Raw genomic sequence first — 12,450 nt, 5'->3', positions numbered from 1 at the left:
GCCCGCGGGGTCAGTCCGGCAGCAGGCTCCCCCGGCGGGACAGCAGGAAGCGCTTGAAGGCGGCCACCGGCGGGGTGTCGGGGTGGCCGTCCAGCCAGGCGACCCCGATCTCGCGGGCGGCGCGCGGCGCGGTGACCGTCAGCTCGACCACACCGGGCCGGGCGACGGCGGGCGGCGGCAGCAGCGCCACCCCGAGCCCGGCGGCGACCAGGCCGCGCAGCGTCTCGGCCTCCTCGCCCTCGAACGCGACGCGCGGGGTGAAGCCCGCCTCCGCGCAGAGGTCGTCCGTGATCCGCCGCAGGCCGTAGCCGGGTTCCAGGGTGACGAACGTTTCGTCGGCGGCCTCCGCGAGGCGGATGCGCCGGCGCCCGGCCAGCCGGTGGTCGTCGGGCACGACCAGCCGCAGCCGCTGCTCGTCGAGGCGCATGGCGACGAGGTCGGGGGCGTCGGGGACGGGCGAGGTGAGGCAGAGGTCGAGGCCGCCGGCCCGCAGCCGCTCGATCATCGCCTCGCCGTAGTTCTGGACGAGCTGGAAACGGACCCGGGGGTGGTCCGCGCGGAAGGCGCGGATCAGGGCGGGCACGGTCTCGGACCCCATGGTGTGCAGGAAGCCGAAGGCGACCTTGCCCGCCGTGGGGTCGGCGTCGGCGCGTACGGAGTCGGCGGCCTTCTCCACCTCGGCCAGGGCGCGTTCGGCGGAGCCCAGGAAGGTGCGCCCGGCGGGGGTGAGCGAGACGGTGCGGCCCCGGCGCGCGAACAGGGCGACACCCAGGTCCTGTTCCAGCCGCACCATGGCCCGCGACAGGGTCGACTGGGGGACGCCGAGCTCGTGCGCGGCCCGGGTGACGTGCTCGTGCCGGGCCACCGCCTCGAAGTACGCGAGGCGGGGCGCGAGGACCGCCCGGATGTCTTCTTCGTAACTGCTCGGTGACAGCCGTGGCTGTGAGCTGTATTGATGCGCCATGGGAACGATTATGAGGGTTTCATGCATTGGACGCATGAAACCTCGCGGTCTACGTTCGCCGTATGCCTCCTGCCAGTACCGGGGCGTCCACCGTCGTGCTGGACGCCGCCGTTCCGTCATCCACCGCCGCCGTCCCCCCGGCCGTCCCGGACCGCCTCGCACCGGGTGGTCCCGGCTACCGCCGGATGAGCTTCGCGCTCTTCGCGGCGGGGATCGCGACCTTCGCCCTCCTCTACTCCACCCAGGCCCTGCTGCCGTCCGTCTCCGCGTCCTTCGGCGCGACGGCCGGCCAGGCGAGCTGGACGGTCTCCGCGGCGACGGGCGCCCTGGCCCTCTGTGTCCTGCCGCTGAGCGCTCTCTCCGAGCGCTTCGGGCGGCGCCAGATGATGACGGCCTCGCTGGCGGTCGCCGTGGTGATCGGGCTGCTGGTGCCCTTCGCGCCCTCGCTCGGCTGGCTGATCGCGCTGCGCGCGGTCCAGGGCGCGGCGCTGGCGGGACTGCCCGCCTCCGCGATGGCGTATCTGGCGGAGGAGGTGCGGCCCAAGGCCCTGGTGGCCGCGATCGGACTGTTCGTGGCGGGCAACAGCATCGGCGGGATGAGCGGCCGCATCCTCGCGGGCTGGGTCGCCCAGCTGTGGGGCTGGCGGATGGCGCTCGGCGCGATCGGGCTGCTCGCCGTGGCCTGCGCGGTGGTCTTCCACTTCATGATCCCCACGGCCCGGCACTTCAGCCCCGCCTCGCTCAACCCGAAGGCCCTGGCGAGGACCGTCACCGGTCACCTCTCCAACCCGCTGCTGCGCCGGCTGTACGCGATCGGCGCGCTGTTCATGACGGTGTTCGGCGCGGTCTACACGGTGATCGGCTACCGGCTCGTCGACGAGCCCTTCGGCCTGCCCCAGGGCATCGTCGGCTCGGTCTTCCTGGTCTACCTCGTCGGCACGGTCTCCTCCGCCGCAGCGGGCCGGCTGGTCGCCCGGCTGGGCCGCCGGGGCGCGCTCTACCTGGCCGTCTCCACGACCGCGGCGGGACTGCTGCTCTCCCTGGCCGACCAGCTGGCGGCCGTCCTGGCGGGGCTCGTCCTGATCACGGCCGGCTTCTTCGCCGGGCACGCGGTCGCCTCGTCCTCGGTGAGCCGTACGGCGACCTCGGGCCGCGCCCAGGCGTCGGCGCTGTACCAGTCCGCGTACTACCTGGGCTCCAGCGCGGGCGGCACGCTCGGCGCCGTCGCCTTCCACGCGGGGGGCTGGGCGGGCACGGTCGTGCTGGGGGTCCTCGCGGTCCTCGGCGTCCTGTCGATCACCCTGTTCGGGAGCCGGGCCGCCCGGACGGAGCGGCTCCGGGCGGCTGTGCCGAACTGAGACCTGCCCCCGCACAACCGCCGCTCCCCGACGCACGTCCAACAAGCGGAGTCACACACCGCGGACGACGCGAAGGGGAGCAGGCGTACATGGGAAGCATGGGGAAGATACGCGGCGCAGGGGTGCGGCGCGGAGCCGTCCTGTCCGTCGCCGGTCTGGTGGCCGCACCGGCCCTCGTCCTGGGCACCGGGACGGCGGCCCAGGCGGCGTCGTGCACGGCGGCGAAGGGGCCGTACCAGAAGCAGGTGGAGAAGTGGCTGGGCCGGACGGCCGACGGCAGGCAGTCGGCCGCCGACTGCAAGGCGATCCGTTCGTTCCAGACCGCGAAGGGGATCACCCCGGCCATCGGGTACGCGGGGCCGGTCACCTGGCGCACGATGAAGACGATCACCGCGCAGAAGGCCGCGGGCAAGAACCCGAACAAGGCGAAGAAGTGCCCCACGAACAAGGGCCGCATCGCCTGTGTGGACCTGACCAGGCAGCTGAGCTGGATCCAGGACGGGTCCAAGCTGAAGTTCGGTCCGGTGCCGGTGCGTACGGGTCGTAACGGCGCGGAGACGCGGACCGGCTCGAAGAAGATCTACTGGCGCAACATCGACCACTGGTCGACGCTCTACGACGTCCGCATGCCGTACGCCCAGTTCTTCGACGGCGGGCAGGCGTTCCACTCGGTCACCAAGTCCATGTACAACAACCCGGGGTCGGCGGGCTGCGTCAACATGCGCCCGGCGGACGCGAAGTCATACTGGAACCTGCTGAGGAACGGGGACGACGTCTTCGTCTACGGACGCAAGCCCGGCACCTGATCACCGGTTTCCTTGCTTCCCGCCCCGGTTGTCAGTGCCCTGCGGTAGCTTCCACAGTGCTGAGTGAGCGGTGTCACAGCGCAACAGGGGTGGAGCGATGAGTGATCAGACGACGACGGCTGACATCGACAGCCGTCTGGAGGGACACCGGGTCGAGCTGACCGGTTACTGCTACCGGATGCTCGGCTCGGCCTTCGAGGCGGAGGACGCGGTCCAGGACACGCTGGTGCGTGCCTGGCGCAACTTCGACAAGTTCGAGGGCCGTTCCTCCCTGCGCTCCTGGCTGTACCGCATCGCGACGAACGTCTGTCTCGACATGCTGAAGGCGGGCAACAAGCGGGCCAGGCCGGTGGATCTGACCGGCCCGACCCCGCTGGCCCAGGCCGCGCTGAACCCGCTCCCGGAGAACACCTGGCTGGAGCCGATGCCCGACGGGCGCATCCTGCCCTCGGTGGCCGACCCCGCGGAGGCGGCCGTGGCCCGGGAGTCGGTGCGCCTCGCGTTCGTCGCCGCGCTCCAGCATCTGCCGCCCAAGCAGCGGGTGGTGCTGATCCTCCGCGAGGTGCTGGCGTGGAAGGCCAACGAGGTCGCCGAGCTGCTCGACACCTCGGTCGCCTCGGTGAACAGCGCTCTGCAGCGCGCCCGGGCGACCCTCTCCGAGACGAGGAGCACGGCACCGGACCCCTCGAATCCGCTGGACGACGAGCAGCGCAAGCTGCTGGACCGCTATGTGGCGGCCTTCGAGGGATACGACATGGCGGCGCTGACGGCGCTGCTCCATGAGGACGCCGTGATGACCATGCCGCCGTTCGACCTCTGGCTCCAGGGGCACGACGACATCACCGGCTTCATGCTCAGCATCGGTGCGAGCTGCGCGGGTTCCCGGCTGGTGGCGACCCGGGCCAACGGGACGCCTGCCTTCGCGCACTACAAGCCGGATCCGGACGGGCCGGGGTTCGTGCCGTGGGCCGTGCAGGTCATCGACATCTCGGACGGTGCCATCACCGGGATGCACTGCTTCCTGGACACCCCGCGCTGGTTCCCGCTGTTCGGGCTCCCGGACCATCTGGACGCGGACGCGTGAGGGGAGTCGGGCGATCCGTGGTGACCGGGTGGGCGCTCCTGGTGGCGGGGGGCTGGGCGGCGACGCTGTTGCTGGGTGAGCCGTCCGCCACGGCGGGCCCCGGCCCGGCTCCGTCCTCCACTTCCCCGGACGGCAACCCCGCCCCGGGGCCGCAGCCGGACAGCTCGTGCACGACGGCGCCGTCGGAGAGCGGCGATCCGCTGTCGGCCGCCAAGGTGCCCGACGCCTACGCCGACGGCTATGTCAGGCAGGTCTACTGCACCACCGTCGTGGTGCGTGACCGCGCCGTGGCCCGCTGAGCCTCGGTCATTCCGGGGCGGGCCCGAGGCCCCCCACGACCTCGGCCAGCCCCACCAGGTCGAGCAGCGCGCCGAGTTCGGCGGTGACGTTGCGCAGCCGCAGCTCCACACCTCCGGCCCGGCGCGCGACGAGCCCCAGCCTGGCGACCGCCTCGACCAGGGCGAGGTCGGGGCGTACGACACCGCCGACGTCGCAGTCCACCAGGGCGGCCTCAGGGGCGCCGCTCAACAGCGCCTCCAGCCGGGCGCAGAGGCCCGGCACATCGGCCCGGGTGATCCGGCCGGTGAGGACGAGGGCGTACGGGGTCACGGCATCCACACCAGGGAGACCGCCGGGAACCCCGAAACTCATCGGCCCCCGTGCGCGTGTGCCTCAGCTCACCGGGAGGATCCCCGTGTCCAGATCCAGCCCGAACGGCTTCGGCAGTGTCAGCGTCTCGCCGTACTCGACCGCTTCCAGGACCCGGTAGGTGCCGTCGCTCGGCTCCCCGTACAGCGTCGCGGTCGGGCGGCCTGTGTGCCACGGGTCGAGCAGGAGGAACAGCTCGACGCCGGCCTTCGCGGCGGTCTCCTCTGATCGGTGCGCCACCCGAGGGCGAGTCCAGCATGCCGAACGGGACCGGTGGTGGTCCACCGGTCCCGTTCACCCGAAAGGGAAAGCCGCAGTTCAGGCGATACGCTCCCGCACCACCGGCGTGGCGGTGAAGGGTGTGCCGGCCGGGGCGATGTCGTACGAGCCCGGGAGTGCCTTCAGGGCGTACTCGAACTTCTCGGGGGTGTCCGTGTGCAGGGTCAGCAGCGGCTGGCCCTCGGTCACCGTGTCGCCCGGCCTGGCGTGCAGTTCGACGCCCGCGCCCGCCTGCACCGGGTCCTCCTTGCGTGCGCGGCCCGCGCCGAGGCGCCAGGCGGCGACGCCGACGTCGTACGCGTCGAGGCGGGTCAGCACGCCCGAGGACGGGGCGCTGATCACGTGCTGCTCACGGGCGACGGGGAGTGCGGCGTCCGGGTCGCCGCCCTGGGCGGAGATCATGCGGCGCCACACGTCCATGGCGGAGCCGTCGGCCAGGGCCTTCTCCGGGTCGGCGTCCTTGAGCCCGGCGGCGTCGAGCATCTCGCGGGCGAGCGCGAGGGTCAGGTCGACGACGTCCTGCGGGCCGCCGCCCGCGAGGACCTCGACGGACTCGCGCACCTCCAGGGCGTTGCCCGCGGTCAGGCCGAGCGGGGTCGCCATGTCGGTGAGCAGCGCCACCGTCCGTACGCCGCTGTCGGTGCCCAGCGCGACCATGGTGGAGGCCAGTTCGCGGGCGTCCTCGATCGTCTTCATGAAGGCGCCGGAGCCGACCTTGACGTCCAGGACGAGCGCCCCGGTGCCCTCGGCGATCTTCTTGGACATGATCGAGCTGGCGATCAGCGGGATCGCCTCGACGGTGCCGGTGACGTCGCGCAGCGCGTACAGCTTCTTGTCGGCGGGAGCGAGCCCGTCGCCGGCGGCGCAGATCACGGCGCCGGTGCCGTCCAGGACGTCCAGCATCTCGGCGTTGGAGAGGTGGGCGCGCCAGCCGGGGATGGACTCCAGCTTGTCGAGGGTGCCGCCGGTGTGGCCGAGGCCCCGGCCGCTGAGCTGGGGCACGGCGGCGCCGCAGGCGGCGACCAGCGGGGCGAGCGGCAGGGTGATCTTGTCGCCGACGCCACCGGTGGAGTGCTTGTCGGTGGTGGGGCGGGAGAGCGCGCCGAAGTCCATCCGCTCGCCGGAGGCGATCATCGCGGCGGTCCAGCGGGCGATCTCGGTGCGGTTCATGCCGTTGAGCAGGATCGCCATGGCCAGGGCGGACATCTGCTCGTCGGCGACCTCGCCGCGGGTGTACGCGTCGATGACCCAGTCGATCTGCTCGGGGCTGAGCTCGCCTCGGTCCCGCTTGGTGCGGATGACGGAGATGGCGTCCATGGGATGGGGGTCCTTCCGGCCGGATGGTGGGCGAGAGAGTCCCGTTGACTCTACGCGCATAGAGAGGGAACGTTCCGCCGCCGCGTTCCCCCGGCGGGCCGGTCGGGCCCGCCGGGATGAACGGAGCGGCGGCGGGGCACTACCCCAGATGCTGCGGCCCGAAGGCCTGCGGCAGCATCTCGTCGAGCGTACGGAAGCCGTCCGGGGTCTCCAGGACGAGGCCCGGCCCGCCGAACTCGTACAGCAGCTGGCGGCACCGGCCGCACGGCACGAGCGTGGCGCCCGTACCGTCCACGCAGGTGAAGTGGGTCAGCCGGCCGCCGCCGGTGGCGGCGAGCTGGGAGACCAGGCCGCACTCGGCGCAGAGACCGATGCCGTACGAGGCGTTCTCGACGTTGCATCCGGTGATCATGCGGCCGTCGTCGACGAGGGCCGCCACGCCGACCGGGTAGCCCGAGTACGGGGCGTACGCCCGGGACATGGCGTCCCGGGCGGCCGCGCGCAGCGCGTCCCAGTCGACGGGGGTCGCGCCGTCCGTCACTTCCCCTGCCCCTTCCGGTAGCGCATGCCGTCCGCCTTCGGCATCCGCAGGCGCTGCGCGGAGAGCGAGAGCACCAGCAGGGTGACGACGTACGGGGTGGCACTGACGAACTCGGTGGGCACGGTGTCGGTGGCGAGGTACCAGACCAGCACCGCCGCGGCGATGACCGCGCTGATGACACCGGGCACGAAGCTCTTGCGGTAGAGCTTCCAGACCGCGAGGACGGCCAGCATCACCACGAGCAGCAGGAGCAGCGCGTGGACGGACTCGCCGCCGTTGCGCAGCTGGAGCGCGTCGGCGAAGCCGAACAGGCCCGCGCCCATGGCGAGTCCGCCGGGCCGCCAGTTACCGAAGATCATCGCGGCGAGACCGATGTATCCGCGGCCGCCGGTCTGGCCCTCGTTGTAGATGTGCGAGGTGACCAGGGACAGGAAGGCGCCGCCGAGGCCGGCCAGACCGCCGGAGACGATCACCGCGATGTACTTGTAGAGGTAGACGTTCACGCCGAGGGACTCGGCCGCCACCGGGTTCTCGCCGCAGGAGCGCAGCCGCAGGCCGAACGAGGTCTTCCACAGGACGAAGAACGTGCCCGCGAAGAGCACCACGGCCACCAGGGTCAGCAGCGAGACGTTGGTGACGAGACCGCCGAGGATGCCCGCGAGGTCCGAGACGAAGAACCAGTGGTGCTTCTCCAGCGAATGCAGCCAGTCCGAGAGACCGGGCACCGTCACCTGCGTGATGCTGTCGGCGGGCGGCGACTGCTTGGGGCTGCCGCCCTTCTCGGCCGCGTCCCCGGTGTTGAACCACAGCTTGGCCAGGTACGTCGTGAACCCGAGGGCCAGGATGTTGATGGCGATGCCGGAGATGATGTGGTCGACGCCGAAGGTGACGGTCGCGAAGGCGTGCAGCAGACCGCCGAGCATGCCGCCCACGACTCCGGCCAGGACGCCGAGCCACGGGTCGGTCTGCCAGCCGGCCCAGGCACCGAAGAAGGTGCCGAGGATCATCATGCCTTCGAGGCCGATGTTGACCACGCCGGCCCGCTCGGACCAGAGCCCGCCGAGACCGGCGAGCCCGATCGGCACGGCCATCGCGAGGGCCGCGCTGATCTGCCCGGCCGAGGTGACGTCCTGGGCGCCGGTGATCGCGCGTACGGCGGACAGCGCGAGCAGGGCGCCCGCGATGATCAGCAGGACGACGGGGAAGCTGAAGCGGGTGCGGCCGCCCTTGCCGCCGGAGACCTTGGGGGCCGCGGGCGGCGGGGTGGAAGTCGCCGTGGCGCTCACGCCGACACCTCCTGCTGGTCGGAGTTACGTGCGGCCTTGGCGGCGAGTTCCGCGCCGACCTTGCTCTGCTGGCGCTTGAGGCCGAAGCGGCGGACGACCTCGTAGGCGATGACGACGCAGAGGACGATGACGCCCTGGATGACGCCGACGATCTCCTTGTCGTAGCCCTCGAATTCGAGCTTGCCGGTGCCCCGCTCCAGGAAGCCCCAGAGCAGCGCGCCGAGCGCGATGCCGACGGGGTGGTTACGGCCGAGGAGCGCGATGGCGATCCCGGTGAAGCCGATGCCGACCGGGAAGTCGCCGCTGTACTCGTAGCTGTCGTTGAGCAGTGTGGGCATGCCGATCAGGCCGGCCATACCGCCGGAGATCAGCATGGACGTGACGACCATCTTCCTGACGTCGACACCGCTGGCCTCGGCGGCCGAACCGGACTGCCCGACCGTACGGAGGTCGAAGCCGAACCGGGTGCGGCTGAGCGTGAACCAGTAGCCGACGCCGGCGACGACCGCGATCACGATGAAGCCCCAGACGGGCGTCGGCGTGGTCGGGAACTCGAAGAAGTGCGAGGACTCCGGGATCGGGGTGGTGGAGACCTTCGTGCCGGCCTTGTCGAGGTGGCCCAGGCGGCCCTGCTGGAGGAGGTAGCCGATGATGGCCGTCGCGATGGAGTTCAGCATGATCGTCGAGACGACCTCGCTGACTCCTCGGGTGACCTTGAGGAGACCGGCGATACCGGCCCACATCGCTCCCACGATCATCGCGGTGAGGATGATCAGCGGGATCTGGAGGGCGCCCGGCAGCGTCAGCGCGCCGCCGAGTGCGGCGGCGAAGAACGCGGCGAGGCGGTACTGGCCGTCGACCCCGATGTTGAAGAGGTTCATGCGGAAGCCGACAGCGACCGCGAGACCCGCGAGGTAGTAGGTCGTCCCCTTGTTGAGGATGTAGACCTGGCTGTCCGACTTCAGCCCGTAGTCGAACATGATGCCGAAGGCGCTGAACGGTTCCTTGCCGGTGGCGGCGAGCACCAGGGCGGTCACCAGGAACGCGACCACGATGGCGAGCAGCGGGGCGGCGATCCCCAGGAGCAGCCGCTCCTTGTCGAACTTCTTCATCGGTCCTCTCCCCCGTCCCGGGGGTCGGTCTCGGAGCCGTCGGCCGCGGTGTCACCGGCGGCCGTGGCGCCCGTGGCGCCGGGCGCCTCCAGGTGGCCGGCGGCCGCGCCGGTCATCGCGGAGCCGAGCTCCTCGGGGGTGACGGTCGCCGGGTCGGCGTCGGCCACGAGCTTGCCGCGGTACATGACGCGCAGCGTGTCGGAGAGTCCGATGAGCTCGTCGAGGTCGGCGGAGATCAGCAGGACCGCGAGGCCCTCGTGGCGCGCTTCGCGGATCTGGTCCCAGATCTGCGCCTGGGCGCCGACGTCCACGCCCCGGGTGGGGTGCGCGGCGATCAGCAGCTTGGGGTTGTGGCTCATCTCGCGGCCGACGATCAGCTTCTGCTGGTTGCCTCCGGAGAGCGAGGCGGCGGTGACCTCGATGCCGGGCGTGCGGACGTCGTACTCGCGCACGATGCGCTCGGTGTCGGCGCGCGCGGCCTTGAGGTCGAGGAAGGCGCCCTTGCTGTTGGGCCGCTCGGTGACGTGGCCCAGCATGCGGTTCTCCCAGAGCGGCGCGTCCAGGAGAAGGCCGTGCCGGTGCCGGTCCTCGGGGATGACGGCCATGCCGTCCTCGCGGCGCTTGCGCGTGGCCGTACGGGAGATGTCCGTGCCGTCGAGCGTCAGCGCGCCCTTGTCGAGGGTGCGCATCCCCATGATGGCGTCGACGAGTTCGGACTGGCCGTTGCCCTCGACGCCCGCGATGCCGAGCACTTCGCCCTTGTGGATGGTGAAGGTGATGCCGTCGAGCACGGCGCGCACCACACCGTCGGGGTCGGTGGCCGTCAGCCGCAGGTCCTCCACGGCCAGCATCGGCGTGTCCGTGACCGTCGACTCCCGGGTCTCGGGCGAGGGGAGTTCGCTGCCCACCATCAGCTCGGCGAGCTGCTTGCTGGTGGTGTGCGCGGGGTCGGCGGTGCCCACCGTCGTACCGCGCCGGATCACGGTGATCTCGTCGGCGACCGACAGCACCTCGCCCAGCTTGTGGGAGATGAAGATGACGGTGAGGCCCTCGGCCTTCAGCTCGCGCAGGTTGTCGAAGAGCGCGTCGACCTCCTGCGGCACGAGGACCGCGGTCGGTTCGTCGAGGATCAGGGTGCGGGCGCCGCGGTAGAGGACCTTGAGGATCTCCACCCGCTGGCGGTCGGCGACCCCGAGGTCCTCGACCACGGCGTCCGGGCGGATGCCGAGGCCGTACGCGTCGGAGATCTCCTTGATCTTCGCCCGTGCCTTGTCCCCGATGCCGTGCAGCTTCTCGGAGCCGAGGACGACGTTCTCCAGGACCGTGAGGTAGTCGGCGAGCATGAAGTGCTGGTGCACCATGCCGATACCGCGGTCGATGGCGTCGCCCGGGCTGCTGAACGAGACCTGTTCACCATCCACCGAGATGGTGCCCTCGTCCGGCTTCTGCATCCCGTAAAGGATCTTCATCAGGGTGGACTTGCCGGCGCCGTTCTCACCGACGAGGGCGTGGACGGTGCCACGGCTCACCGTGATGTCGATGTCGTGGTTGGCCACGACGCCGGGGAATCGTTTGGTGATGCCGCGGAGCTCTACGGCATGAGGACTGCTGGACGCTTTGATGGCGCACTCTCCTTGGCAGGAGCGGAGGGCGGGCGATGTACGGACACAGCGCGGGGACCGGTGGCGAAAGCTACCGCGCTCGGCGGGCACTACGCGCGTAGCGCCACCGAATCGTTGGCCACCCGGCGACAGGTGGCGAACCAGGGGAACGATACCGACACACGCCGAGGGACCCCGGCCCGGAGGTATACGTGAATCGGGGTCCGCAGGCGCGGCGGAAACCGCGCCTGCGGACCCCGACTTCAGCGGGCCGGTCAGGTCGTGGTCTTGACCTTGATCGAGCCGTCGGCGATCTTCTTCTTCGCCTCGTCGATCTTGGCCTGGATGTCCTTGAGGTGGTCACCCGTGGTGGTCAGGCTGACGCCGTCCTCGGCCAGGGAGTAGGTCTGCGTGCCGGTGAGCGGCTTGCCGTCCTTGACGGACTTCACCAGGTCGTAGACACCGCTGTCGACGTTCTTCACGACCGAGGTCATGATCGTGTCGGCGTACTTCGACAGGGCCGGGTCCTTGGCCTGGTCGGAGTCGACACCGATGGACCAGGCGCCCTTCTTGCCGGCCACGGCCTCGATCGCACCGGCGCCCGAGCCGCCCGCGGCGGCGAAGACGACGTCGGCACCCTTGTCCAGCATGCCCTTGGCGGCGGCCTCGCCCTTGTCCGGGCTGCCGAAGCCGGAGAGGTCCGAACCGGTGGACAGGTACTGGATCTGGACCTTGGCCTTCGGGTTCGTCTCCGTGACGCCCTGCTGGAAGCCGGCCGCGAACTTCTTGATCAGCGGAAGGTCGACACCGCCGATGAAGCCGACCTGGCCGTCCTTGGACTTCAGGGCCGCCGCGACACCGGCGAGGTAGGAGCCCTGCTCCTCCGTGAAGACGATGGAGGCCACGTTCTTCGTCTCGGAGACCGAGTCGATCAGGCCGAAGGTGGTCTCGGGGTGGGCCTTGGCCACCTTCTCGAGCGCGGCCTGGTAGGCGAAGCCGACGCCGATGACCGGGTTGTAGCCGCCCTCGGCGAGCGACGCGAGGCGCTGCTCGCGGTCGGCCGGGGTCTCGCCGCTCTTGGCGGTGAGCTCCTTGGTCTCGGCCTTGAACTCCTTCTTGGCCTTGTCCAGGCCACGGGCGGCGGAGTCGTTGAACGAGTTGTCGCCACGGCCACCGACGTCGTAGGCCATGCCGATCTTCAACTGGTCCTTGTCGGAACCGGTGCTCTCGGTGGACGATTCACCACACGCGGTAGCGGTGAAGGCGAGAGCCGCGGAGACGGTACACGCAGCAGCGATCTTGGATACGCGGCGCAAGGGAAGGCTCCTTCAAACCTGACCGAAGCGCCTCTTCCGGCGCTGGTTTCGCGGCGATCGTAACGCGCGTAGATGTCAGATAAAGACCCCTACGGAAGCCGTTATCGGATCGTCGCGAACAGGAGGTGTCCTGTCCGG

Annotated in this window: 12 protein-coding genes and 1 pseudogene; 4 read left to right on the top strand and 9 right to left on the bottom strand. The window is 70.8% G+C overall.

The annotated features are described in order from the left end of the window. Nucleotides 1-10: 10 nt before the first annotated feature. The gene (locus ACZ607_RS24190; protein ID WP_356712889.1) at nucleotides 11-964 is read right to left on the bottom strand and encodes a LysR family transcriptional regulator; all 954 of its coding nucleotides are present in this window, start codon (nucleotides 962-964) and stop codon (nucleotides 11-13) included. 62 nt (nucleotides 965-1,026) lie between these two features. On the opposite strand from ACZ607_RS24190, the gene ACZ607_RS24185 reads away from it, so the two are divergent. The 4 genes from ACZ607_RS24185 (at nucleotide 1,027) to ACZ607_RS24170 (ending at nucleotide 4,511) form a co-directional block, all read left to right on the top strand. Further along, nucleotides 1,027-2,322, top strand: a complete 1,296-nt coding sequence (locus ACZ607_RS24185; protein WP_469737676.1) for an MFS transporter — start codon at nucleotides 1,027-1,029, stop codon at nucleotides 2,320-2,322. An 89-nt stretch (nucleotides 2,323-2,411) separates the two neighbouring features. Beyond that, entirely contained in the window at nucleotides 2,412-3,128 is a 717-nt protein-coding gene (locus ACZ607_RS24180; protein ID WP_469737675.1) for a L,D-transpeptidase family protein, read from the top strand. A gap of 97 nt (nucleotides 3,129-3,225) precedes the next feature. Then, nucleotides 3,226-4,212, top strand: coding sequence for a sigma-70 family RNA polymerase sigma factor (locus ACZ607_RS24175; RefSeq protein ID WP_469737673.1), 987 nt, complete (start codon nucleotides 3,226-3,228; stop codon nucleotides 4,210-4,212). A gap of 17 nt (nucleotides 4,213-4,229) precedes the next feature. Next, on the top strand, nucleotides 4,230-4,511 hold the full coding sequence (locus ACZ607_RS24170) for a hypothetical protein (RefSeq protein ID WP_469737671.1): 282 nt from the start codon (nucleotides 4,230-4,232) through the stop codon (nucleotides 4,509-4,511). Between the two features lie 7 nt (nucleotides 4,512-4,518). Here ACZ607_RS24170 and ACZ607_RS24165 read toward each other — a convergent pair whose 3' ends face one another. The 8 genes and pseudogenes from ACZ607_RS24165 to ACZ607_RS24130 all read right to left on the bottom strand — a co-directional run bounded on the left by ACZ607_RS24165 (nucleotide 4,519) and on the right by ACZ607_RS24130 (nucleotide 12,312). Beyond that, nucleotides 4,519-4,863 (bottom strand): STAS domain-containing protein, encoded by a 345-nt coding sequence (locus ACZ607_RS24165; RefSeq protein ID WP_469737669.1) that lies wholly within the window; start codon nucleotides 4,861-4,863, stop codon nucleotides 4,519-4,521. Between the two features lie 21 nt (nucleotides 4,864-4,884). Further along, nucleotides 4,885-5,073 (bottom strand): annotated as a pseudogene (locus ACZ607_RS24160) (Uma2 family endonuclease); the annotation flags it as partial. Between the two features lie 105 nt (nucleotides 5,074-5,178). Then, a complete protein-coding gene (locus ACZ607_RS24155; protein ID WP_469737667.1) occupies nucleotides 5,179-6,456 on the bottom strand; it encodes a thymidine phosphorylase in 1,278 nt (425 codons plus the stop codon). Between the two features lie 139 nt (nucleotides 6,457-6,595). Beyond that, nucleotides 6,596-6,997, bottom strand: a complete 402-nt coding sequence (locus tag ACZ607_RS24150) for a cytidine deaminase (protein ID WP_469737665.1) — start codon at nucleotides 6,995-6,997, stop codon at nucleotides 6,596-6,598. Then, nucleotides 6,994-8,283, bottom strand: coding sequence for an ABC transporter permease (locus ACZ607_RS24145; RefSeq protein ID WP_469737663.1), 1,290 nt, complete (start codon nucleotides 8,281-8,283; stop codon nucleotides 6,994-6,996). Before ACZ607_RS24145 ends, ACZ607_RS24150 begins: the two co-directional genes overlap by 4 nt. Then, nucleotides 8,280-9,395 carry an ABC transporter permease gene (locus ACZ607_RS24140; RefSeq protein ID WP_469737661.1) on the bottom strand — a complete coding sequence of 372 codons (1,116 nt, stop codon included), beginning with the start codon at nucleotides 9,393-9,395 and terminating at the stop codon, nucleotides 8,280-8,282. The genes ACZ607_RS24145 and ACZ607_RS24140 overlap by 4 nt, the downstream gene beginning before the upstream one ends. Next, nucleotides 9,392-11,017 (bottom strand): ABC transporter ATP-binding protein, encoded by a 1,626-nt coding sequence (locus tag ACZ607_RS24135; RefSeq protein WP_469737753.1) that lies wholly within the window; start codon nucleotides 11,015-11,017, stop codon nucleotides 9,392-9,394. Before ACZ607_RS24135 ends, ACZ607_RS24140 begins: the two co-directional genes overlap by 4 nt. 254 nt (nucleotides 11,018-11,271) lie before the next feature. Further along, nucleotides 11,272-12,312, bottom strand: coding sequence for a BMP family lipoprotein (locus ACZ607_RS24130; RefSeq protein ID WP_469737659.1), 1,041 nt, complete (start codon nucleotides 12,310-12,312; stop codon nucleotides 11,272-11,274). Nucleotides 12,313-12,450 lie beyond the last annotated feature (138 nt).

The sequence above is a fragment of the Streptomyces sp. NPDC104381 genome (genome assembly GCF_055583745.1).
This window is presented reverse-complemented; position numbering and strand designations above follow the sequence as displayed.